Raw genomic sequence first — 23,295 nt, 5'->3', positions numbered from 1 at the left:
GACGTTCCAGGCCGCGCGGCCTGGAACGTCGTCACCTCCTGGGACGCCTTCACCGGCGAGAACTTCCGCCGCGGCGGCTTTCTGCCGGAGGAGGAACGCTACTCCCGCGCCAAGGAGTTCCTGGCCACGGCGAACGAACTGTTCGACTCCTGGCGCGGCGACGAGATCCTCGCCGACCGGGAGACCGGCACCTTCCTGCGCGACGCCAAGGCCGGCGCCTTCGTCCACACCGGACGGCACTTCGACATCCACGGGCGGTTCAACGTCCCCCGCTCCCCGCAGGGCCGCCCCGTCATCTTCCAGGCCGGCGACTCCGACGAGGGCCGCGAGTTCGCCGCCGCCGACGCCGACGCGATCTTCAGCCGGCACGCCACCCTGGAAGCCGGCCGGGCCTTCTACACCGACGTCAAGCGCCGCCTCGCCACATACGGCCGCCGCTCCGACCAGCTGCTCATCCTGCCCGCCGCCACCTTCGCGCTCGCCGACACCGACGCCGAGGCCGAGGAACTGGCCCACGAGGTGCGCCGCCAGCAGGTCAGCGGCGCCACCGCCATCAAGCACCTGGAACTCGTCTGGAACCGGGACCTGTCCTCCTACGACCCGGACGGGCCGCTCCCCGACATCGACCCGGACGTCGGCGACGACCACATCGCCAAGGGCCGCGCCCAGGTCCGCATGTACCGGGACCGCCTGGCCATTGCCCGCGAGTGGCGCGAGCGCGCCGCCGCGAACAACTGGTCGATCCGCGACCTGGTCATCGAGCTCGGCAACCGGCAGACCTTCATCGGTTCGGCGGAGACCATCGCCCGCACCATCAACGAGTTCGTGCAGACCGACGCCAGCGACGGCTTCATCCTCGTGCCGCACCTCACCCCCACCGGCCTCGACGAGTTCGCCGACAAGGTCGTCCCGCTGCTGCAGGAGTGGGGCGTGTTCCGCACCGAGTACGAGGGCCCGACCCTCCGCGACCACCTCGGCCTGGCCCACCCGGACGACACCCGCGCCCGGGAGGCGGCGTCATGAGGTTCCTCGCCATCACCCTGATCACGCACCGACCCGACCCGGTCAGCGGGGTGCGCAAGTCGACCCACGACCGTTTCCGCGAGGTCCTCGACAACGCTCTGTTCGCCGAGGAACTGGGCTTCGACGGCTTCGGCGTGGGGGAGCGGCACGAGCGGCCCTTCCTCTCCTCCTCGCCGCCCGTCGTCCTCAGCCACGTCGCGGCACTGACCCGGCGCATCCGCCTCTTCACCGCCGTCACCACGCTCAGCCTTCTGGACCCGGTGCGTGCCTACGAGGACTACGCCACCCTCGATCACCTCTCCGAGGGCCGCCTGGAGCTGATCATCGGCAAGGGCAACGGCACCGCCCAGCGCGAGCTGTTCCATGTCACGCCCGAGGACCAGTGGGAGCGCAATGCCGAGAGCTACGAGGTGTTCCGGAAGATCTGGCGCCAGGGCAGGGTGACCGCGGCCACCCGTTTCCGCCCGCCGCTGACCGACGCCGAGGTGTGGCCGCGTCCCTTCCAGCAGCCCATCCGGGTCTGGCACGGCAGTGCCACCAGCAAGGAGTCGGTCGACCTGGCCGCCCGCCACGGCGACCCGCTGTTCTCCGCGAACGTCACCAACCCCATCGAGCCGTACGCCGAACTGATCAGGTACTACCGCGAGCGCTGGGAGCACTACGGCCACGACCCGGCGAGGATCGCGGTCGGCGCCGGTACGGCCGGAGTGCTCGTGACCCGCACCTCCCAGGAAGCGGTCAAGCTGTACCGGCCGGTCTTCGAGTCGATGCTGGCCTTCCAGAAACAGGCCGGCCTGCCGGCGGTCTTCGAGACCGTGGAGGACTTCGTCGAGCGCAGCTCCGCCCTGATCGGCAGCCCGCAGCAGATCATCGACAAGGTGCACCGCTACCACGAGCAGTTCGGACACACCGTGCTCCATCTGCAGGCGGACGCGAACGGGCTGGCGCAGGCCCAGCACCGCGCCTCCCTCGAGCTCTTCCAGTCCGAGGTCGCTCCCGTGCTGCGACGGGACATCCCGGATCCGCCCTTCGCCTGGGGCCCCGTCCGGCCCGCCGCCGATGAGGGGAGCCGGGGATGAACGGAAGGGCCCGGCACGGGGCGGAACGAGGATCGTCCGGGCCGGGTGACGGCCACGACCTCGTCGTGCGCCCGCGGGAATGCCGGCCGTGAGCACACTGGTTATCCCGGACATGACCATCGGATTGGCGCTCTCTCCCCAGGAGCGGATCGACACCTTGGTCCAGCGCGCGCGGGAAGCCCGCGACGCCGGACTGCATTCCGTGTGGTTCGGCCAGCTCTTCTCGTACGACTCCACCTCGCTGGCCGCGATCGTCGGCCGCGAGGTGCCCGGACTGCACGTCGGAACGGCGGCGGTCCCCATCTTCGGCCGTCACCCGCTTCTCCTCGCCGGCCAGGCCCAAACGGCACAGGCGGCCACCGGCGGCCGCTACCACCTCGGGCTCGCGCTGGGCGTCAGGACGCTGACGGAGGCCGGTTTCGGCATCCCGTACGAGCGCCCCGTCCGCCTGCTCAGGGAGTTCCTGACGGCCCTGCGCCAGCTCGTCGAGACGGGCAGCGCCGACTTCCACGGAGAGCTGCTGACCGCCACCACACCCTTCCCGGCGGCGGTGCCGGGCGCCGAACCGCCGGTGCCCCTCCTGGTCGCCGCCATGGGGCCGCAGGCGCTCCGCGTCGCCGGTGAACTCGCGGACGGCATCCTCCCGAACCTGGCCGGCCCGCGCGCGCTCGCCGAGCACATCGTCCCGGCCGTCACCGCCGCGGCCGAGGCGGCGGGCAGACCGGCGCCGCGCATCGTGGCCATGGTGCCCGGCGTGGTCACCGCGGACGTCGAGGCCGTGCGGGAGAAGGCGGTCGAGACGCTCGCGGCCGCCGAACAAGTCCCCTCCTACCGGCGCGCCATCGAGCTCTCCGGGGCCACCCGGGCCGCCGACCTGGCCGTGATCGGGGACGAGGAGACCGTCGCCGCCGAGGTGCGGCGATACCGGGAGGCCGGGGCGACGGAGGTGCTGTTCACCTGGACCGACCTGGGCAGCGAGGCCGACCGGCGCCGCACCTGGAAACTGCTCGGAGAGCTGGCCACCGGCTGAGGCCCCACCGGTGTGACCGGTGCGGGACCTCGTGAGACGTGAGCGGGGCGTGAGAAGTCCCGAGGGGTGAACGGGACACCGGACCGCCGGCCGGGATCCGGAGGAACCCGGAGGAGAAGGGAGGACGGAGGAGGAAAAAGGGAAGACGCCGTCCGGGCCGGCACGGCCGGCCTGATCAAGGCGATCGACCATGTGAACCCTCACAGGAGCCCGCATCCCTCGCCGTCTCCTGTCTCGTCGGCGCGGGCAAGCGGTTCCTCGGCCCGCCCGGCCTGCTGCGCACCTGGACGGCGGACCTCCCGTGGGGCGTGCATCAGGGGCCGTCCCGCCGTTTCGGTGCTTGCTTCCGTGCAACCCGGTCGTTCCGGGACCGGTGCGCGGCCGGGCCGGGACGGGCCACGCCGCCGCGGCATCCGCGAGGAGGGCAGTGATGGACCACTCTCGTGCCCCCGTGCTGGAGGCGCCGCGGGAGTTCCGGCGCCGTGGCGACGTGGTGTACGGACCTCCCGGCCACCAGCAGGGCCTCGGAGCCGGTCCCCGCGTCCTCGACAGCGCGGGGGAGGGCGTCTTCGCCTCGGACGTGCCGTCCCTGAACGGACTCGACGACCGTCGCGAGCCCCGGGGAGTGCACCGGGCGGAAGAGCCGACGGCCGGCACGGTCGGCGCGGACCACGCCTTCTTCTCCACCTGCGGCAGCTCCCGGTCGGTCAAGGCCGCGATGCCGGCGGTGACCGGACCGGACGAGAAGCTCCTCGTCTCGCGCGACGCCCACAAGTCCGTGATCGCCGGCATGCTCCTGCCCCGACGCTTCCGGCCCCCGTGCCGGGACCCTGCGGGTGACGGCCCGGCAGGCGGTTCACGAACCATGCGGCCCGGCACGAGGACGGCCCTGGCCCGCGCTCGACTCCCGCGAGGACGCGCGCCTTTTCCGGCGCGCAGCCGGCACGTTCCCGTGGTGACACGAAACCGGAGGACGTCATGGAGCCGGATGACCAGATCATGCAGGGGCCCGGCGAGCAGAGGGTCGCCGATGCGGCGGAACGGATCGTGGCCGAGGGCCGGCCGCGGCTGCACCGCACCTGGACGTCCTTGGTGGCCACCTCACTGCTGGGCGGCATCGACGTCGGTGTCGGTGTCCTGGCGCTGCTGTTCGTGCAGCACGAGACCGGCAGCGAGCTGCTGGCCGGACTGGCGTTCTCCGTGGGGCTCATCGCTCTGCTGCTCGGGCACAGCGAACTGTTCACGGAAGGATTCCTGGTGCCCGTCGCCACCGTCGTGGCGGGCGCGGCCACCTGGCTGGACCTGGCACGGATGTGGGGAACGGTCCTGGTGATGAACCTGATCGGGGGGTGGGTGTTCCTGTGGCTGGTCATGCAGGCCTACCCGGAGCTGCACCGCACCGCGGCCGCCGCGGGCGCGCAGTTCGTCGACGGGGGGTACACCCTGGGCACCTTCTGCCTCGCCGTGCTGGGCGGCGGCGTCATCACGCTCATGACCCGCATGCACCACGGCAGTGAGTCCATGACCGGAAAGATCACCGCATCGATCGCCACCGCGTTCGTCCTGGCCGGGTTCGGGCTGTGGCACTCGGTGCTGGACTCCCTCATCGCCTTCGCCGGCCTGCACACCGGCAGGGCGCCCTACGGCTACCTCGCCTGGCTGGGGTGGCTGGCCTGGGCGGTTCTCGGCAACGTCGTCGGCGGTCTCCTGCTGACCACGACGCTGCGCCTCATCCGCAGTGCCCCGGTGCTCAACGACGACAACGCACGCCTCGGCTCCTGACGCCCGCGAAGCCGGTGACGACCGGGCACGGCCGTCGGCCGGCCAGGACGCCCGGCGGAGCCGCCCCCGCGGAGGGCGTCGCCGAGAGCGTCTCGTACGCGGCCGCGGACGCCCGGCGGAGCGGACGTCCGCGCCCGGACGGGAACGGGGGAGGGGCGCAGCCGGGCAGAGCGGGCGAGGCGGCCGTGAACATGCGCCGGGTACTGTTGTCTTTCCGGGCCCACGAGGGCCCCGGCGGCGCCGGAGGCGGCGTGCCGGAAGGAACCGGAGCCGTCGGTTCCCCCAACTGTGTGAGACCCCGTGAGACGTGAGAAGGTCTGACGGGTGAGCGAGACACCGTCGAACATCCTGCAGTACCGCTTTGACGGGCCGGACCAGGCACCGGTCCTGATCCTGGGCCCCTCGCTGGGGACCACGTGGCACATGTGGGACCGGCAGGTCCCCGAACTGGCGAAGCAGTGGCGTGTTTTCCGGTTCGACCTGCCGGGGCACGGCGGCGCACCCGCGTATCCCGCCGCCTCGGTCTCCGAGCTGGCCACCCGTCTGCTGGCCACCCTGGACAGTCTCGGCGTGCAGCGCTTCGGTTACGTCGGCTGCGCGCTCGGCGGCGCCGTCGGCATCGAACTGGCCCTGCGCCACCCCGAGCGGCTCGCCTCTCTCGCGCTGATCGCCGCCTCGCCCCGCTTCGGCACCGCCGACGAGTTCCGCCAGCGCGGGGTGGTCGTCCGCACCAATGGGCTCGACCCGATCGCCCGTACCTCCCCGGACCGCTGGTTCACCAGCGGCTTCGCCGCCGCGCAGCCCGCGATCACCGAGTGGGCCGTGCAGATGGTGCGCACCACCGACCCCGGCTGCTACATCGCCCTCTGCGAGGCCCTGGCGACCTTCGACGTCCGGACCGAACTCGGCCGCATCGGCGTTCCCACGCTGGTCCTGGTCGGCTCCGAGGACCAGGTCACCGGCCCCGCCGAGGCCCGCACCCTGGTCGCCGGCATCCGTGACGCCCGGCTGGCCGTCGTGCCCGGCGCCTCCCACCTGGTGCCGGTGGAGCAGCCCGCCGCCGTCACCGATCTGCTGGTCCGGCACTTCTCCACCACCTGGCAGCTGCCCTTCGAGTCGACCACCGGCCAGATGATGGTCGTCCCGCCGCAGGGCCAGCCGGCCATGCCCGCCATGGCCCCGCCTCCGCAGGCCGCGCCCATCGCCGAGATCGCCCCGGTGGACCAGCCGGAGCAGCTCACGGGCGGGCCGGACACCTACGAGACCGGTCTGAAGATCCGCCGTGAGGTGCTGGGCGACGCGCACGTCGACGGTGCGCTCGCCGAGGCCGAGGACTTCTCCGGCGACTTCCAGGACCTCCTGACCCGGTACGCCTGGGGCGAGATCTGGGACCGGCCCGGCCTGGACCGGCGCACCCGCAGCTGTGTCGCCCTCGCCGCCCTGGTCGCGGGCGGCCACTTCGAGGACCTCGCCGCCCACACCCGGGGCGCCCTGCGCAGCGGCCTCACCCCGGACGAGATCAAGGAGGTGCTGCTGCAGACGGCCGTCCACTGCGGCATCCCCGCGGCGGGCAGGGCCTTCCGGGTCGCCCAGCAGGTCATCCGCGAGGAGACGACGCCTCCCGTGTGAGCCTCCGGCCGGGCACCGGGAGCGCGGGTCCCGGGCGCACGGGCCCGGGAGCACGGGCAGCAGGAGCGCGGGCCCGGGAGCACGGGCAGCAGGAGCGCGGGCCCCGGAAGCGACTGCGCCGTGCGGTCCGCGCGCCCGGTGCGCGGCAGGATGGGACGCATGAAGCTCACGAAGAAGTCGCACTCCTGCGTCCGCCTGGAGAAGGACGGGCGGACGCTCGTCATCGATCCCGGTGGCTTCAGCGAGGAGGACGCCGCGGTCGGCGCGGAGGCGATCCTGGTCACCCATGAGCACCCCGACCACTTCGACGAGGGACGCCTGCGCGCCGCCCTGGAGGCCAACCCGGAGGCCCGGATCTGGACCCTGAGGTCGGTCGCGGAGCAGATCGCCCCCGCCTTCCCGGGCCGTGTCCACACCGTCGGCCACGGCGACACCTTCACCGCCGCCGGCTTCGACGTCCAGGTCCACGGGGAGCTGCACGCGGTGATCCACCCGGACATCCCGCGCATCACCAATGTCGGCTACCTCATCGACGGCGGCCGTGTCTTCCACCCGGGCGATGCGCTCACCGTGCCCGGCTGCCCGGTGGAGACGCTGATGCTCCCGGTGATGGCGCCCTGGAACAAGATCTCCGAGGTGATCGACTACCTCCGTGAGGTCAAGCCGCAGCGCGCCTACGACATCCACGACGCCCTCCTCACCGACCTGGCCCGTCCGATCTACGACCGTCAGATCGGCGCCCTGGGAGGCTCGGAGCACCTGCGGCTGACCCCGGGCGCGTCGGCGGAGGTCTGAGCCCGGCGCCGCGCACTCCCGGCCCGGGCTCCCGTGGGCACGGGGCTCGGGCGGGAGGCGGTGTCGGCGGCTCCGGGTAGGTTGTGGGGCATGCGCATCGCGACCTGGAACGTGAACTCGATCACCGCCCGCCTGCCGAGGCTGCTGGCCTGGCTGGAGAGCAGCGGCACGGACGTGCTGTGCCTGCAGGAGGTCAAGGTCGCCGAGGAGAAGTTCCCGTACGAGCAGCTGCGTGAGCTGGGGTACGAGGCGGCGGTCCATGCCACCGGGCGGTGGAACGGCGTGGCGGTGCTCTCCCGTGTGGGCCTGGAGGACGTGGTCAAGGGGCTGCCCGGCGACCCCGGGTACGAGGGCGTCGAGGAGCCCCGCGCCGTCTCCGCGACCTGCGGCCCGGTCCGTGTCTGGTCGGTGTACGTGCCCAACGGGCGCGAGGTGGACCACCCCCACTACGCCTACAAGCTCCAGTGGTTCGAGGCGCTCAGGGCGGCCGTCGCGGGCGACGCGGCCGGCAGCCGTCCCTTCGCCGTCCTCGGCGACTACAACGTGGCGCCGACCGACGACGACGTCTACGACCGGGCGGCCTTCGAGGGCTCCACCCATGTCACCCCGGCCGAGCGGGCCGCCCTGGCCGCCCTGCGCGAGACCGGTCTGACGGACGTGGTCCCGCGGCCCCTGAAGTACGACCACCCCTTCACGTACTGGGACTACCGCCAGCTCTGCTTCCCGAAGAACCGCGGGATGCGCATCGACCTGGTGTACGCCAACGAGGCCTTCGCGAAGGCGGTCACGGACGCCTATGTCGACCGCGAGGAGCGCAAGGGCAAGGGTGCCTCCGACCACGCCCCGGTCGTGGTCGACCTCGACATGTAGTTCCGGCGTGCGGCTCCGGCGGCCCGGCCGCGGCACGGCGCCGACAGGGTGCGGAGTCCGCGTGCCCTGTGGTGCCGTGGCGGCCCGGATGTCACCCTGGGGCCATGGGCATCCCTTTCCTGGGCAGATGGCGCAAAAGGCGGGAGGTCTCCCGCGGCGTCGCCGTGCTCTTCGGGGAAGGCGACGGCGGGGAGGACGACGGCGGTGCCGGGCTTGCGCAGCTTCTCTCCGAGTGCGAGCTGCTGCGCTCCCAGGTGGCCGAGGAGGGGCTGCGGCTCGACGACTCCGCGGCCTCCTTGGAGGCACTGGACCAGCTGCTGCCGCGCTGGCGGGACGACGAGGAGACCCTGCCCTGGCTCGGCAATGACGCGGGGCTGTATCTGGGCACGGTCGTCGTACGGACCGTGCCCGGCGCCGCGTGGGAGATCGGGGCGGACGGCCGGCCGGTGGTCCGTCTGGCCTCCGGCCGTGAGATCGACGTGGTGACGGCCGGTCAGGAGTGGGCGGTCGGCGGGGTGCCCGGGCTCTCGCAGCTGTACGCGGAGATCTCGGAGACCTGACGGCCCGTGCCCGGCCGGGGCGGCCGGCGGAACGGGCCTTTCTGCCCACCGGCGGTTTCGGCGTGCCGGACCTCGACTACGATGGTGCGCTCGTCCCCGGGGTGACGGCGATCCGGTCCGTTGCCACCGGGACGGGGATGCTGTCGCCGGGTGGGGTGCCCCCATGGCCCTTCGACCGCAGGGGGCAGCAGTCCATGGAGCCATACCCGGCCGGCGGCAGCCGGAGATCACTGCTCGCGCAGCGGAACGGACACATGGGACGGGTCGTTCGCCGGTGAGGAGAAGGTCAGCTGCGCGCCGGGCGGGTTGTGCTCGAGGCAGAGCGGGTCGACGGTCTCGACGACCAGGGCGAGCCGGTGCCCGGCCGGAAGGCCGTGGGCGGTGGTGTACAGCGGCAGGTCCACGGTGAACGGCACACCGGGCGTGCGGCCGTGCCAGGGGTACGGCGCACGGGTGATCGGCTTGCCGATGCCGGGCGGGCCGACGTCGTAGAGGCGGACGACGAAGGTGCCGCTCCTGGCGATCGGGGTGAGCGTCGTGTGCAACGTCGCGGTGCCGCGCACCTGTTGGGAGTGGTCCAGGTGTCCGACTGCCGCACCGCGGCCCAGCGCCGGGGGAGCAGCGGGGGGTACGCCGTCGGGGGGGATCCGGGCCGTCTGGTCGAGCAGGCCGGACAGGAAGGCGGTCCCGCCGTTCGCACCGGAGTCGGTTCCCGCGTGGATGGTGACCGGGTCCGTGGGGGCGGACTTTCCGCGGTCCGCGCTCACCGGCCTCCAGTCCGGGTGGGTTTCGTGGATGCCGCCCGGGGCGGCCTGTGCGGCGGGGGCGGCACCGAGGGCGCTGACGGCGAGCAGGGCGGCCGGCACGGCACCCGCGGCGGTCGTGCGCAGGGCCTCGCGGTTGAGTCCCACGGGCGCTCCTCACGCGTACCGATGAAGGCGACCCGACGGTAACCGCTCTCGCCGCCCGAAGCAGCCCGCCGGTGGGTCACGTGCTGGTGACGCTTGGTGAGGCCTCGGTCTCGGAGGCCGGCGGAGCGGTCCGGGCCTCACGGGTCACATCCGCGACGAGTTCGACCACGTCCGGGCCGTACGCCTCGGAGTTGATCACCTTCAGCAGCAGGACGAAGGAGCCGTTCTTGTACTTGCGGGCCAGCCGCTCGTAGTTGCGGGCGAGATAGCGGGTCGCGGCCTGGTTGTCGATCGCGAGCTGTCCGCAGAACAGGAACACCGGCCGGGACTCGGAGCGGCGCTCCCCGGCGGTGAGCCGGGCGAGCAGGACGTATTCGCTGCGGCCCGGGTCGGCCCGGTAGCACGTGTCGCCGATCCGGAACGCGCCCCGGTCCGGGCCGGGTTCGGTGTCGGTGTTCACCTGCACCCCGGGCAGCAGGGACGAAAGGTGCGCCGCCATGCGGCGGTTGGAGGCGGGCCCGCCGACGCAGAACTCGGTGCGCTCGCCGAATCCCTGCCGGGCCGTGTCGTGCGCGACGACCTGGAAGCCCGCGTTGCAGTCCTTGATGAGCGCGGACAGCTCCAGCAGGGCGAAGACGTCGTGGCGCATCACCGTGGGCTTGGTGCCGCTCGCCTCGCGGTTGACCACCAGCAGGCACTCGGAGTTGTCGGGCAGCCCGAAGAAGGCCTGCTTGCGGCGCAGTTTGCGCCGCCACAGGTAGGTGCGGGCCAGCCAGCCGAGTGCGGCGCTGATGCCCGCCGCCACCAGCCCCAGGACGATCTCGCGCACGCCTTCGCTCATGGCCGGGGATGCTAGCGGCTTCGGGCGCACCGGTGTTCGACACCCGAATGGTCCCATTGTTCTGACGGGATCATGGCAATGACACTAAGCTGCGCGAACGGCCAGGCAACCGAGCACAACCGGTGTGGAGGTGCGGATGCGTCGTCCTGTCGCACGGAAACTGACGGTCCTGGCGGTCTCGGCCGTCCTGGTGTCGGTGGGCGCGGCCGCCCCGCTCGACGCACAGCCCCGCACCGGTTCCGGACCGGTCCGGAAGACCCCCGTCGCCGTCGGGCACGGAGGCGTCGTGGCCAGCGTCGACGCGGACGCCACCGCCGCCGGCATCGAGGTGCTGAGGAAGGGCGGCAACGCCGTCGACGCGGCCGTCGCCACCGCCGCCGCCCTCGGTGTCACCGAGCCCTACTCCGCCGGCATCGGCGGAGGCGGCTACTTCGTCCACTACGACGCCCGCACCCGCACCGTGCACACGATCGACGGCCGTGAGACCGCCCCGCTGAGCGCCGACTCCGGACTGTTCCTGGAGAACGGCAGACCGATCCCCTTCGACGCCGCCGTCAGCAGCGGACTGAGCGTCGGCACGCCCGGCACGCCCGCCACCTGGCAGACGGCCCTGGACCGGTGGGGCACCAGAAGCCTCGCCACGCTCCTGGAACCGGCCGAGCGCCTGGCCCGCGACGGCTTCACCGTCGACGAGACCTTCCGCGAGCAGACCGCCGCCAACGAGGCCCGCTTCCGCCGCTTCCCCGCCACCGCCGACCTGTTCCTGCCGAACGGCCGGCTGCCCGTGGTCGGCTCGACGTTCAAGAACCCCGACCTCGCCCGCACCTACCGGAAACTGGCCCGCGAGGGCATCGGCGCGTTCTACCACGGCGACCTCGGCAAGGACGTCGTCAAGACGGTCAACCACCCGCCGGTCGACCCGGCCTCCGGCTGGAACGCCCGCCCGGGCAGGCTCTCCCTCGAGGACCTCGCGGCCTACCGCACCGTCCTGCGGGCGCCCACCAGGACCTCCTACCGCGGTCTGAACGTGTACTCGATGGCGCCCTCCTCCTCCGGCGGCACGACCGTCGGCGAGGCGCTCAACATCCTGGAGGGGACGGACCTTTCGAAGGCGAGCGAGACCCGGTACCTGCACCGCTTCATCGAGGCGAGCCGCATCGCCTTCGCCGACCGAGGACGCTGGGTCGGCGATCCCGCCTTCGAGAACGTCCCCACCAGGGAACTGCTGTCGCAGAAGTACGCCGACTCACGGGCCTGCCTGATCAAGGACAACGCGGTCCTCACCAGCCCGCTCGCCCCCGGCGACCCGCGCCGCCCCAAGGCCTGCGCGCGGGGCGGCACGGCGGCACCGACGACGTACGAGGGCGAGAGCACCACGCATCTGACGGTCGCCGACCGCTGGGGCAACGTCGTCGCCTACACCCTCACCATCGAGCAGACCGGCGGCAGCGGCATCACCGTGCCCGGCCGGGGCTTCCTGCTCAACAACGAGCTCACGGACTTCTCCTTCGCCCCGGCCGACCCGGCCGTGCACGACCCGAACCTGCCCGGGCCGGGCAAGCGTCCGCGCTCGTCGATGGCGCCGACGATCGTGCTCGACCGGCACAACCGGCCGATGATGGCGCTCGGTTCACCCGGCGGCGCGACCATCATCACCACCGTGCTGCAGGTCCTGACCGGCGTCCTGGACCGGAACCTGCCGCTGGCCGACGCGATCGCCGCGCCCCGCGCCAGCCAGCGCAACACGGCCCAGACCGACCTCGAACCCGGCCTCTACGACAGCCCGTTGAGAAAGCGGCTGGAGGAGATCGGCCACTCCTTCAAGCCCACCCCCGAGATCGGCGCCGTCACGGCCGTCCAGCACCTGCCCGACGGCAGATGGCGGGCCGCCGCGGAGAAGGTCCGCCGGGGAGGGGGCTCGGCGATGGCGGTGCACCCGGTGCCGTAGACCTGCGGGACCCGGGGCCGGTGGACCCGCGCCGGCAGACCTGCGGAAGCTGCGGCCGGCAGGTCCGAGCCGGCGGAGCCGCGGGACCTGCCGGCCGGTGACGCGGCGGGGCCGTCTCCCCTTCGGGCGGGGCCCGTTCTTCCCCCGGGCACGGCGGGGCCCGTCCCCGCGCGGACGGGGACGGGCCCCGCGCCGCTCACCCGGCTCCCCGCGCCGCTCACTCGGCGGGCGCCGGCGTGGGCTCCCGGTCCTGGACGCCGAACGTCAGCCGGCCGTCCGCCACGTCCACCGTGACCCGGCTGCCCTCGTGCACCCGGCCGTCCAGCAGCAGCCGGGACAGCTGGTTGTCGACCTCGCGCTGGATGGTGCGGCGCAGCGGACGGGCGCCGTACTCGGGCTGGTAGCCGCGCCGGGCGAGCCAGTCGACGGCCGCGTCGGTGAACTCCACGTCCACGCCCTGCGCGTGCAGCAGCCGGCGGGTCCTCTCCAGCAGCAGATCGGTGATCTGCCGCAACTGCTCGCCGGTGAGCCGGCGGAAGACGACGATCTCGTCGATCCGGTTGAGGAACTCCGGGCGGAAGTGCTCCCGCAGCGGACGCAGGATCTGCTCGCGCCGCGCCTCCTCGTCCGCCTCCGCGCCTCCCGCGCCGAAGCCGATCCCGGCACCGCGCCGGGTGATCAGCTCCGAGCCGAGGTTGCTGGTCATCACGATGACGGTGTTGGTGAAGTCCACCGTGCGGCCCTGGGCGTCGGTGAGCCGCCCGTCGTCGAGCACCTGCAGCAGGATGTTGAAGACGTCCGGGTGCGCCTTCTCGATCTCGTCGAGCAGCAGCAGGGAGTACGGGTGCCGGCGCACCACCTCGGTGAGCTGACCGGCCTCCTCGTGGCCGACGTACCCGGGCGGGGCACCCACCAGGCGGCTGACGGTGTGCCGTTCCTGGTACTCGCTCATGTCCAGCCGGACCATCCGGTCCTCGCTGCCGAACAGCGCCTCGGCCAGCGCCCGGGCGAGCTCGGTCTTGCCGACGCCGGTCGGGCCGAGGAACAGGAAGCTGCCGATGGGCCGGTCCGGGCTCGCCAGCCCCGCACGGGAGCGCAGCACCGCCTCGGCGACCGCGCTCACGGCCTCGTCCTGGCCGACGACCCGCTGGTGCAGATGCTCCTCCAGACCGAGCAGGCGCTCCTTCTCCTCCTGGGTCAGGCTGCTGACCGGGATGCCGGTCTGCCGGGACACCACCTCCGCGACGGCCTCGGCGGTGACCTTCAGATGCTGCCCCTCGTCGGCCTCCCCGCCCCCGGTGGCCTGCGCGATCTTCTGCTTCAGCTCGGCGATCCGGTCGCGCAACCGGGTGGCCTGCTCGTACTGCTCGTCCGCGACCGCCTGGTCCTTGTCCAGGGTGAGCTGTTCGATCTCGCGCTCCATGGCCCGTATGTCGGCGCCCTTGGTGCGGGCCCGCAGCTTGACCCGGGCGCCGGCCTGGTCGATCAGGTCGATCGCCTTGTCCGGCAGACGCCGGTCGGTCAGATACCGGTCGGACATCTCCACGGCGGCCACCAGTGCCTCGTCGGTGTAGCGGACCTGGTGGTGGGCCTCGTAGCGGTCGCGCAGCCCGCGCAGGATCTCCAGGGTGTCCGGGACGGACGGCTCGGGCACCAGGATCGGCTGGAACCGGCGGGCCAGCGCCGCGTCCTTCTCGAGCCGCCGGTACTCCTCCAGCGTGGTCGCGCCGACGATGTGCAGCTCGCCGCGGGCGAGGGCGGGCTTGAGGATGTTGCCGGCGTCCATCGCGCCGCCCTCCCCGCCCGCGCCGGCGCCGACGACGGTGTGCAGCTCGTCGATGAAGACGATCAGCTGGTCGGAGTGGGCGCGGATCTCGGAGACGATGGTGTTCAGACGCTCCTCGAAGTCGCCCCGGTAGCGGGTGCCCGCCACCACGGCCGTCATGTCCAGGGCCACCACCCGGCGGTCGAGCAGGATGTCGGGCACGTCCCCGTCGGAGATCCGCTGGGCGAGTCCTTCGACGACGGCGGTCTTGCCGACCCCGGCGTCCCCGATGAGCACCGGGTTGTTCTTGCCCCGCCGGGAGAGCACCTCGATGGTCTGCTCGATCTCCTGCTCCCGCCCGATCACGGGGTCGATGCGCCCCTGCCGGGCCAGGTCGGTCAGATCGCGCCCGTACTTGTCCAGGGTCGGCGTCGAGGAGGCCCGCTGCCGCTCCGTCCCCGGCGCCGTGGTGGTCTCCGGGCTCTCGGCCTGCAGCCCGCGCGCCGCGAACCGGGCCGAGTGCAGGATGTGCCCGGCCGCGGAGTCGGGGTTCGCGGCGAGCGCGCTGAGCAGGTGCTCCGGGCCGATGTACCCGGCACCGCCGGCCCGCGCCATGTCGTGCGCGTCGAGCAGGGCGCGCTTGACGGCCGGGGTGAGGGCGAGGGTGGTCGGCGGGGGCAGGTCGCCCGGCGGCTTCTGGACGGGACCGGCGCGCTCGTCGATCTGCGAGGCGATCGAGTCCGGGTCCGCGCCCGCCCGGCTGAGCAGACTGCGGGTGGGTTCGGTCGCGAGCGCCGCCCGCAGCAGGTGCTCGGTGTCCAGGTCCCGGCTGCCGTGCTCGACGGCGTACTGCGCCGCGCCCTTGACGAGCTCCCGGGCGGGCTGGCTGAGCAGTCTGCCGATGTCGACGTGCCGGGGCCCCTGACGGGGGCCGCCGAAGAAGCGGGCGAAGAATTCGCCGAAGGGGTCGCCTTCCGGTCCGATGAAGCCGCTGGTCATCGTTTCGGTTCCTTCGCTGACGAGTGGCTCCCGCCGGGTATCCGGTCGAGCTGCGCTCATGCCACGATGACACGTCCGGTTTCACCGGGCATGTCGGGCACCTGCCGGCCCGGGGGGCGCTCCCGCCGCACGGACGCGGGCGTGGTGGGGCCCGTGCGGCGCCCACCGGCCCGGTCCTTGCGGCCATGCGGCGGGGCCGCACCGGCGGCCCGGTCCTGCGTCTCTGCCGGCGGTGCGGGCCGTACCGGCGGCACCACGGTCCCGCGCTCACGCGATGGGCCGCCCGCCGGCCCGCTCCGCGCCCCCGCGCGGGCCGCCTGCCGTTCCGTGAGGACGGCCTACCGTTCCGTGAGGATGCGCGGGCCCGCTTCCGTGATCGCCACCGTGTGCTCCACGTGCGCCGCCCGGGAGCCGTCGCGGGTGCGGAGGGTCCAGCCGTCGGGGGCCACGCGGTAGCCGTCCGTGCCACCGGCCAGCAGCATGGGCTCGATGGCGAGGACCATGCCGGGGCGCAGGGGGAGGCCCCGGCCGGGGCGGCCCTCGTTGGGGACGTCGGGGTCCTCGTGCATACGGCGGCCGATGCCGTGGCCGCCGAATCCGTCCAGGATGCCGTAGCCCGCCGCACGGCACACCGTGCCGATGGCGTGGGCGATGTCGCCGATGCGGTTGCCGGCCACGGCGGCCTCGATGCCGGCGGCCAGTGCGCGCTCGGCGGTCTTGATCAGCCTCAGATCGGCGGGGCGCGGCCGGCCGACGACGAAGCTGATCGCCGAGTCGCCGACCCAGCCGTCGAGTTCGGCGCCGAAGTCCACGGAGACGAGATCGCCGTCGCGCAGCCGGTACCCGGTGGGGACGCCGTGCACGACCGCGTCGTTGACCGAGGTGCACAGGACCGCCGGGAACGGGGTCGGGGCGAAGGAGGGCCGGTAGCCGAGGAAGGGCGAGGAGGCACCCGCCTCGCGCAGCACCTCGCGGGCCAGTGCGTCCAGCTCCAGCAGGGAGACCCCCACGTCGGCGGCCTCGCGCACGGCGGTCAGGGCCCGCGCCACCACCTGGCCGGCCCGGTGCATGGCGTCGATCGATGCATCTGTCTTCAGTTCCACCATTCCAATTACTATACCGGTATTTGAATAACGGAAGCCGCGGTAGGATGGCGGCATGGTGCGCACTCCTCTGACCCCGGAAGAACGCGAGCGCGGTGAACGGCTCGGGCGGTTGCTGCGCCAGGCGCGCGGCGACCGCAGCATGGCGGAGATCGCGGCGCGCGCGGGCATCTCGGCGGAGACCCTGCGCAAGATCGAGACCGGCCGGGCTCCGACGCCGACCTTCTTCACGGTGGCGGCCCTGGCCCGTGCCCTCGGGCTGTCGCTGGACGAGCTGGCGGGATGGTGCACCCCGGTCGAGGTGTGACCCGGGGCACTCGCCCAGTGGGGTGTGAAACCCGGCCGACTTCGCGGGTTGGCCGTGACGAGCCTTGGCAAGGTGGTCCGAAAGGCGTACGTTCGTCCCTCTAGGCCTGTTCTACGGGCGTAGAGGCTCTGCCCCTGCCGTACGTCGAAGGAGCAGCCATGGCCAACGTCGTCCGTGCGGCCCTGGTCCAGGCCACCTGGACCGGCGACACCGCGTCCATGATCGCCAAACATGAGGAGCACGCCCGCGAGGCGGCTCGTCAAGGCGCCCGGGTCATCGGATTCCAGGAGGTCTTCCACGCGCCGTACTTCTGCCAGGTGCAGGACGCGGAGCACTACCGCTGGGCCGAGCCCGTGCCGGACGGTCCCACCGTGCGGCGCATGCAGGACCTCGCCCGTGAGACCGGCATGGTCGTCGTCGCCCCCGTCTTCGAGGTCGAGCAGCCCGGCTTCTACTACAACACCGCCGCCGTGATCGACGCCGACGGCCGCTACCTCGGCAAGTACCGCAAGCACCACATTCCCCAGCTCAAGGGGTTCTGGGAGAAGTTCTACTTCAGGCCCGGCAATCTCGGCTGGCCCGTCTTCGACACCGCCGCCGGCAGGATCGGCGTCTACATCTGCTACGACCGCCACTTCCCGGAGGGCTGGCGGCAACTCGGCCTGAACGGCGCCCAGCTCGTCTACAACCCCTCCGCCACCCACCGCGGCCTCTCCGCCCACCTGTGGCAGCTGGAACAGCCGGCCGCCGCCGTCGCCAACGCGTACTTCGTCGCCGCGATCAACCGCGTCGGCCAGGAGGAGTACGGCGACAACGACTTCTACGGGACGAGCTACTTCGTCGACCCGCGCGGACAGTTCGTCGGGGACGTCGCCGGCGACTCCAAGGACGAACTCCTCGTCCGCGACCTCGACTTCGACCTCATCGAAGAGGTGCGGCAGCAGTGGGCCTTCTACCGCGACCGCCGCCCCGACGCCTACGAGGGGCTGGTGCGGCCATGAGCGACCTGTACGCCCGCCACCGGGCCGTCGCACCCGACTGGCTCGCGCTCTACTACGAGGACCCGATCGAGATCACCCATGGCGAGGGCCGTCACGTCTGGGACGCGAACGGCAAGCGCTACCTCGACTTCTTCGGCGGGATCCTGACCACCATGACCGCCCATGCGCTGCCCGAGGTCACCAAGGCGGTGAGCGAGCAGGCCGGACGGATCCTCCATTCCTCCACCCTCTACCTCAACCGGCCGATGGTCGAACTGGCCGAGCGCATCGCCCAGTTGAGCGGGATCCCGAACGCCCGGGTCTTCTTCACCACCTCCGGCACCGAGGCCAACGACACCGCGCTGCTGCTCGCCACGACCTACCGGCGCAGCAACGCCGTCCTGGCCATGCGCAACAGCTACCACGGCCGCTCCTTCAGCGCGATCGGCGTCACCGGCAACCGCGGCTGGTCCCCGACCTCCCTGTCCCCGCTGCAGACGCTGTACGTCCACGGCGGCGTCCGCACCCGCGGCCCGTTCGCCCATCTGGACGACGAGGAGTTCATCGCCGCCTGCGTGGAGGACCTCAAGGACCTCCTCGGCCACACCCGTCCGCCCGCCGCGCTGATCGCCGAACCCGTCCAGGGCGTCGGCGGGTTCACCTCCCCGCCCGACGGCCTGTACGCCGCCTTCCGGGAGGTGCTCCAGGAGCACGGCATTCTCTGGATCTCCGACGAGGTGCAGACCGGCTGGGGCCGCACCGGCGACCACTTCTGGGGCTGGCAGGCGCACGGACGCAACGGACCGCCGGACATCCTCACCTTCGCCAAGGGCCTCGGCAACGGCATGTCCATCGGCGGGGTCGTCGCCCGTGCCGAGATCATGAACTGCCTGGACGCCAACAGCATCTCCACCTTCGGCGGCACCCAGATCACCACGGCCGCGGCCCTCGCCAACCTCACCTACCTCCTCGAGCACGACCTCCAGGGCAACGCCCGGCGCGTCGGCGGGATGCTCATCGAGCGGCTGCGGGCCGCGACCGCCGACCTGCCCGGCGTACGGGAGGTGCGCGGACGCGGACTGATGATCGGCATCGAACTGGTCCGCCCCGGCACGGACGAGGCCGATCCGCGGGCGGCGTCCGCCGTGCTGGAGGCGGCCCGCGAGGGCGGCCTGCTCATCGGCAAGGGCGGCGGCCACCACACCAGTGCCCTGCGCATCGCCCCGCCGCTGTCCCTGACCGTCGCGGAGGCCGAGGAGGGCGCCGCGATCCTGGAGCGCGCCCTGCGCAGCGCCTGCTGAGGAGTTCCGCACCGAAGCGAGCGCCGGAGCAGCGAGCACCGGAGCGAGGGGTTCGCACCGCCGTCGGGCCGGCCGGGGCCACGCGACCGGGCCGGCCCGCGGCCGCCCCGGCCCGCCCCGGTCCGCCGTCGCCGGTCGCGCGCCCCGGCCCGGGGCCCGCCGTCCCACCGCGCACGCCCGGCCGGAAACCAACCGGAGTCCGGCCGGAAACCAACCGGAGTCCGGCCGGAGACCGACCGGAAAGCAACCGGAATGCGCCCGGAGTCCGACCGGAAGGAGCAGGGAGCATGAGCCGTACCGTCATCCGCGGCGGTCTCGTCATCACCGCCGCCGACGAGATCCACGCCGACGTCCTGATCGAGGACGGCCGCATCGCCGCCCTCGCCGCCTCCGGCACCCCGGCCGCCGAGGCGTTCACCGCCGAACGCACCCTGGACGCCACCGGCAAGTACGTCATCCCGGGCGGGGTCGACGCACACACCCACATGGAGATGCCCTTCGGCGGCACCCGCGCCTCGGACACCTTCGAGACCGGCACCCGGGCCGCCGCCTGGGGCGGCACCACCACGATCGTCGACTTCGCCGTCCAGAGCGTCGGCTCCTCCCTGCGCGAGGGCCTGGACGCCTGGCACGCCAAGGCCGAGGGCACCTGCGCGATCGACTACGGCTTCCACATGATCGTCTCCGATGTGAACCAGGAGACGCTCAAGGAGATGGACCTCCTGGTGGAGGAGGGCGTCACCTCCTTCAAGCAGTTCATGGCCTACCCGGGCGTCTTCTACTCCGACGACGGACAGATCCTGCGCGCCATGCAGCGCGCCGCCGGGAACGGCGGGCTGGTCATGATGCACGCCGAGAACGGCATCGCGATCGACGTCCTGATCGAGCAGGCGCTGGAGCGCGGCGAGACCGACCCGCGTCACCACGGCGAGGTCCGCAAGGCCCTGCTGGAGGCCGAGGCCACCCACCGCGCCATCCGGCTCGCCCAGGTCGCGGGCGCGCCGCTGTACGTCGTGCACGTCTCGGCCCAGGAGGCGGTCGCCGAGCTGGCCCGGGCCCGCGACGAGGGACTGCCCGTCTTCGGCGAGACCTGCCCGCAGTACCTGTTCCTGTCCGCCGACAACCTCGCCGAGCCCGGCTTCGAGGGCGCGAAGTACGTGTGCAGCACGCCCCTGCGCCCCAAGGAGCACCAGGCGGCCCTGTGGCGGGGGCTGCGCACCGACGACCTCCAGGTGGTCTCCACCGACCACTGCCCCTTCTGCTTCGCCGGCCAGAAGGAGCTCGGCCGCGGCGACTTCTCCAGGATCCCCAACGGGATCCCGGGCGTCGAGAACCGCATGGACCTGCTGCACCAGGCCGTCGTCGACGGGCACATCTCACGCCGCCGCTGGATCGAGATCGCCTGCGCCGCCCCGGCCCGGATGTTCGGCCTGTACCCGAAGAAGGGCACCATCGCGCCGGGCTCCGACGCCGACGTCGTCCTCTACGACCCGCACGCCGAGCAGGTCGTCTCCGCCGGGACCCACCACATGAACGTCGACTACTCGGCGTACGAGGGCAGGCGCCTCACCGGCCGGGTGGAGACCGTCCTCTCGCGCGGCGAACCCGTCATCACCGAGCGGGAGTACACCGGACGCGCCGGACACGGCGTCTACCTCCCGCGCTCCACCTGTCAGTACCTCGGCTAGGAGTGCCCCTTCCATGGACTTCGGACTCGTCCTGCAGACCGATCCGCCCGCCTCACGCGTCGTCAGCCTGATGCAGCGGGCCGAGCGCAACGGCTTCCGCCACGGCTGGACCTTCGACTCCGCCGTGCTCTGGCAGGAGCCGTTCGTGATCTACAGCCAGATCCTGGAGCACACCCGGAAGCTGACCGTCGGTCCGATGGTCACCAACCCGGGCACCCGCGCCTGGGAGGTCACCGCCTCCGCCTTCGCCACCCTCAACGACATGTTCGGCAACCGCACGATCTGCGGCATCGGCCGCGGTGACTCCGCGATGCGCGTCGCCGGCCGCAGACCCAACACCCTCGCCGGGGTCAGCGCGGCCATGAAGGTCATCCGGGCGCTGGCCGCCGGGGAGGAGGCCGACCTCGGCGGCGGCACGGTGGTCAGGTTCCCGTGGGTCAAACCGGGTGCCCGGCTCCCCGTCTGGATGGCCGCGTACGGCCCCAAGGCGCTGAGAATGGCCGGGGAGGAGGCCGACGGCTTCATCCTCCAGCTCGCCGATCTCCAGCTGACCGAGTACATGGTGGGGGTCGTCAAGGACGCGGCGAGGGCGGCCGGACGCGACCCGTCCGAGGTGGCGGTCTGCGTCGCCGCCCCCGCGTACGTCACCGCGGACGACTCGCCCGCGGCCCTGGCCCACGCGCGCGAACAGTGCCGGTGGTTCGGCGGGATGGTCGGCAACCACGTGGCCGACCTGGTCGCCCGCTACGGCGAGCACTCCGACGCCGTTCCCCGCGCGCTCACCGACTACATCAAGGCCCGCGAGGGCTACGACTACGCCCACCACGGACGCAGCGGCAACCCCGACACCCAGTTCGTGCCGGACGAGATCGTCGACCGGTTCTGCGTCGTCGGACCCGTCGAGAAGCACATCGAGAAACTGAACGCGCTGCGCGAGCTGGGCGTCGACCAGTTCGCCGTGTACGACATGCACGACGCGCAGGAAGAGGTGATCGACGCCTACGGGCAGAAGGTGATCCCCGCCGTCGGCTCCTGACCGCCGGGCGCCCCGGGGAGGAGGCGGTCAGCTCTTCCTGCTGCTCGCCAGCGTGGCCACCGCCTCCTTGGCGGCCTTGATGGCCCCCTTGTTGATCTCGTCCGTGCTGGGCGCCTTCTTCGTCTCGAAGTCGCTGCCGTTGTACGTGACGGACACGATCGCGTTGGCGGTGCGGACCAGCACGGCGCCCTCGCGGGTCTCCTGCTTGTCCTCCGTGGTCAGGTTCACGACAGAGTAGGCCTCGTCGCCGAGGCCGGGCACCGCGCCGCCGCCGCTCTTGTCGGCGGTCCGCTGCCGGTACGACTTCTGCGCGGCCTCGTCCGAGTCCATGATCTCGAAGGACACGTCCAGCCAGCGGTAGTCGAAGCCCTTGAGCGCGTTCCAGGAGCAGGTGCGGCGGACGGTCGAGTCCGTCGAGGGGATCTCCTTGCCCGCCGTCTTCGCACCCGGCACCAGGGACGTGATCGTCTTCTTGTCGAGGCTGGTGCACGGCTCCGGCGCGGTCGTGTAGGTCTTCGGCGCCGCGGTCGCCGAGGGCGCGGAGGACTCGGGGGAGGACGGGCTGCCGGTCTCGCGCGTCTGCTGCTGGGCCGCCTTGGGCTCGGCGGCGGACTCGCTGGCGAACGGACCGGATGTCAACGCCCAGCCCGCACAGGCGAGTACGACGACCGGACTCAGACGCGCGGTGAGCGCGAGAGGCAGAGGAAGTTCACGCACGGCGCACTTCTCGTATGGGGGGACGGACGCGGTGTGGAACGAGCCCACATCACGGGCGGGCCCATAGTTTCACACGACTGCGGGCGGGACGGAAGGGAGACTTCGCAGCGTGCCCGCCCGGTCACGGCGGCTCGTTCCCGGTGCGTCGTTTGTCGCTTGTGCACCGGCGGAGCCGGACGGGCGGCCGAGTGGCGGACGGTGCGAGGGCCCGTAGGGTGCGGTGTGTGAGGGCCGGTGCGGTGCTGCTGCCCGTGGAGCTGCGGGACGGGGGAGGGGAGCAGCCGCTGAGGACGCCGGGGACAGGGGGAGAGCCCGGGCTGTGGCTGGTGCGGGCGGAGACGTTCAAGGCGGCGGTGGCCCGTCTGGCCCCCGTGGTGCTGGACGGCTCCGAGAAGCAGCGCGCGGCGGCCTTCACCAGGGCGCGGGACAGGGACACCTACCTGGCCGGGCATGTGGCACTGCGGCTGCTGCTGGGCGCGCGTCTCGGCGTACCGCCCGCCGAGGTCCCCCTGGAGCGGCTGCCGTGCCCGATGTGCAAAGGGCCGCACGGGCGTCCCGTGGTGCGCGGCGGCGCCGTGCATTTCTCGCTGTCCCGCAGTGAGGGGCTGTGCCTGCTGGCATGTGCGCCGGCGCCGGTGGGCGTGGACGTCGAGGCGGTCCCCGAGTACGCGGTCGCCGAGGAGGTCGGGGCCTGTCTGCATCCGTGGGAGCGCGCCGAGTTGAGCGCACTGCGGCCGGCGGACAGGCCGGCGGCGTTCGCCCGGGTCTGGGCCCGCAAGGAGGCCTGTCTGAAGGGGCTGGGCGTCGGGCTGGGACGCGCCCTGTCGCTGGACTACGTGGGGGCGGCGAGCGGAGCGGTGGCCGCGGTGCGGGGCTGGACGGTCGGGGACGTGGCGGTGGACGACGGGTACGCCGCCGCGGTCGCCGTCCG

19 protein-coding genes and 2 pseudogenes are annotated in these 23,295 nt (G+C 72.6%); 16 read left to right on the top strand and 5 right to left on the bottom strand.

Translation table 11 applies throughout. The features are described from left to right. The 9 genes and pseudogenes from CCN35_RS23560 to CCN35_RS23520 all read left to right on the top strand — a co-directional run. Window positions 1-1,023: NtaA/DmoA family FMN-dependent monooxygenase (locus CCN35_RS23560; RefSeq protein WP_086794256.1), on the top strand; the 1,023-nt coding region annotated here is incomplete at its 5' end. Next, a complete protein-coding gene (locus tag CCN35_RS23555) occupies window positions 1,020-2,102 on the top strand; it encodes an LLM class flavin-dependent oxidoreductase (RefSeq protein ID WP_067389106.1) in 1,083 nt (360 codons plus the stop codon). The genes CCN35_RS23560 and CCN35_RS23555, both read left to right, overlap by 4 nt. 112 nt (window positions 2,103-2,214) lie before the next feature. Further along, on the top strand, window positions 2,215-3,132 hold the full coding sequence (locus CCN35_RS23550; protein ID WP_067389104.1) for a TIGR03564 family F420-dependent LLM class oxidoreductase: 918 nt from the start codon (window positions 2,215-2,217) through the stop codon (window positions 3,130-3,132). Between the two features lie 430 nt (window positions 3,133-3,562). Further along, window positions 3,563-3,919 (top strand): annotated as a pseudogene (locus CCN35_RS23545) (ornithine decarboxylase); the annotation flags it as partial. Between the two features lie 191 nt (window positions 3,920-4,110). Next, window positions 4,111-4,914, top strand: a complete 804-nt coding sequence (locus CCN35_RS23540) for a formate/nitrite transporter family protein (protein ID WP_067389102.1) — start codon at window positions 4,111-4,113, stop codon at window positions 4,912-4,914. A 324-nt stretch (window positions 4,915-5,238) separates the two neighbouring features. Beyond that, the gene (gene pcaDC, locus CCN35_RS23535) at window positions 5,239-6,543 is read left to right on the top strand and encodes a bifunctional 3-oxoadipate enol-lactonase/4-carboxymuconolactone decarboxylase PcaDC (protein ID WP_067389100.1); all 1,305 of its coding nucleotides are present in this window, start codon (window positions 5,239-5,241) and stop codon (window positions 6,541-6,543) included. A 159-nt stretch (window positions 6,544-6,702) separates the two neighbouring features. Continuing rightward, a complete protein-coding gene (locus CCN35_RS23530) occupies window positions 6,703-7,338 on the top strand; it encodes an MBL fold metallo-hydrolase (RefSeq protein WP_067389098.1) in 636 nt (211 codons plus the stop codon). A 90-nt stretch (window positions 7,339-7,428) separates the two neighbouring features. Then, complete coding sequence (locus tag CCN35_RS23525) at window positions 7,429-8,208, top strand: exodeoxyribonuclease III (protein WP_067389096.1); 780 nt, start codon at window positions 7,429-7,431, stop codon at window positions 8,206-8,208. A 104-nt stretch (window positions 8,209-8,312) separates the two neighbouring features. Then, a complete protein-coding gene (locus tag CCN35_RS23520) occupies window positions 8,313-8,768 on the top strand; it encodes a DUF6278 family protein (RefSeq protein ID WP_201450810.1) in 456 nt (151 codons plus the stop codon). A 227-nt stretch (window positions 8,769-8,995) separates the two neighbouring features. Here the strand turns inward: CCN35_RS23520 and CCN35_RS23515 are convergent. Further along, window positions 8,996-9,571 (bottom strand): annotated as a pseudogene (locus CCN35_RS23515) (CocE/NonD family hydrolase C-terminal non-catalytic domain-containing protein); the annotation flags it as partial. A 184-nt stretch (window positions 9,572-9,755) separates the two neighbouring features. Continuing rightward, window positions 9,756-10,520 (bottom strand): hypothetical protein, encoded by a 765-nt coding sequence (locus CCN35_RS23510; protein WP_086794253.1) that lies wholly within the window; start codon window positions 10,518-10,520, stop codon window positions 9,756-9,758. Window positions 10,521-10,656: 136 nt separating this feature from the next. Here CCN35_RS23510 and ggt point away from each other — a divergent pair, with 136 nt between their 5' ends. Next, entirely contained in the window at window positions 10,657-12,468 is a 1,812-nt protein-coding gene (ggt, locus tag CCN35_RS23505) for a gamma-glutamyltransferase (RefSeq protein WP_086794238.1), read from the top strand. Between the two features lie 217 nt (window positions 12,469-12,685). Here ggt and CCN35_RS23500 read toward each other — a convergent pair whose 3' ends face one another. Both CCN35_RS23500 and map read right to left on the bottom strand, forming a co-directional pair. After that, on the bottom strand, window positions 12,686-15,232 hold the full coding sequence (locus tag CCN35_RS23500; protein ID WP_067389086.1) for an ATP-dependent Clp protease ATP-binding subunit: 2,547 nt from the start codon (window positions 15,230-15,232) through the stop codon (window positions 12,686-12,688). Between the two features lie 338 nt (window positions 15,233-15,570). Further along, complete coding sequence (gene map / locus CCN35_RS23495) at window positions 15,571-16,338, bottom strand: type I methionyl aminopeptidase (protein ID WP_067389084.1); 768 nt, start codon at window positions 16,336-16,338, stop codon at window positions 15,571-15,573. A 52-nt stretch (window positions 16,339-16,390) separates the two neighbouring features. Here map and CCN35_RS23490 point away from each other — a divergent pair, with 52 nt between their 5' ends. The 5 genes from CCN35_RS23490 to CCN35_RS23470 all read left to right on the top strand — a co-directional run bounded on the left by CCN35_RS23490 (window position 16,391) and on the right by CCN35_RS23470 (window position 21,647). Further along, the gene (locus CCN35_RS23490) at window positions 16,391-16,642 is read left to right on the top strand and encodes a helix-turn-helix domain-containing protein (protein WP_067389082.1); all 252 of its coding nucleotides are present in this window, start codon (window positions 16,391-16,393) and stop codon (window positions 16,640-16,642) included. 158 nt (window positions 16,643-16,800) lie between these two features. Beyond that, a complete protein-coding gene (locus tag CCN35_RS23485) occupies window positions 16,801-17,643 on the top strand; it encodes a nitrilase-related carbon-nitrogen hydrolase (RefSeq protein ID WP_067389080.1) in 843 nt (280 codons plus the stop codon). Beyond that, the gene (locus CCN35_RS23480) at window positions 17,640-18,923 is read left to right on the top strand and encodes an aspartate aminotransferase family protein (protein WP_086794235.1); all 1,284 of its coding nucleotides are present in this window, start codon (window positions 17,640-17,642) and stop codon (window positions 18,921-18,923) included. The genes CCN35_RS23485 and CCN35_RS23480 overlap by 4 nt, the downstream gene beginning before the upstream one ends. 287 nt (window positions 18,924-19,210) lie before the next feature. Next, entirely contained in the window at window positions 19,211-20,611 is a 1,401-nt protein-coding gene (gene hydA / locus CCN35_RS23475; RefSeq protein ID WP_086794233.1) for a dihydropyrimidinase, read from the top strand. 13 nt (window positions 20,612-20,624) lie between these two features. Further along, window positions 20,625-21,647 carry a TIGR03842 family LLM class F420-dependent oxidoreductase gene (locus CCN35_RS23470; protein ID WP_086794231.1) on the top strand — a complete coding sequence of 341 codons (1,023 nt, stop codon included), beginning with the start codon at window positions 20,625-20,627 and terminating at the stop codon, window positions 21,645-21,647. Window positions 21,648-21,674: 27 nt separating this feature from the next. Here CCN35_RS23470 and CCN35_RS23465 read toward each other — a convergent pair whose 3' ends face one another. Then, window positions 21,675-22,364 carry a hypothetical protein gene (locus CCN35_RS23465; protein ID WP_067389065.1) on the bottom strand — a complete coding sequence of 230 codons (690 nt, stop codon included), beginning with the start codon at window positions 22,362-22,364 and terminating at the stop codon, window positions 21,675-21,677. Window positions 22,365-22,588: 224 nt separating this feature from the next. On the opposite strand from CCN35_RS23465, the gene CCN35_RS23460 reads away from it, so the two are divergent. Continuing rightward, window positions 22,589-23,295: 4'-phosphopantetheinyl transferase family protein (locus CCN35_RS23460; protein WP_245863373.1), on the top strand; the 707-nt coding region annotated here is incomplete at its 3' end.

The sequence above is a fragment of the Streptomyces thermovulgaris genome (genome assembly GCF_002155915.1).
Classification (GTDB): domain Bacteria; phylum Actinomycetota; class Actinomycetes; order Streptomycetales; family Streptomycetaceae; genus Streptomyces; species Streptomyces thermovulgaris.
Note: the sequence above shows the minus strand (reverse complement) of the source record. Positions and strands in the feature narration are given on the sequence as shown.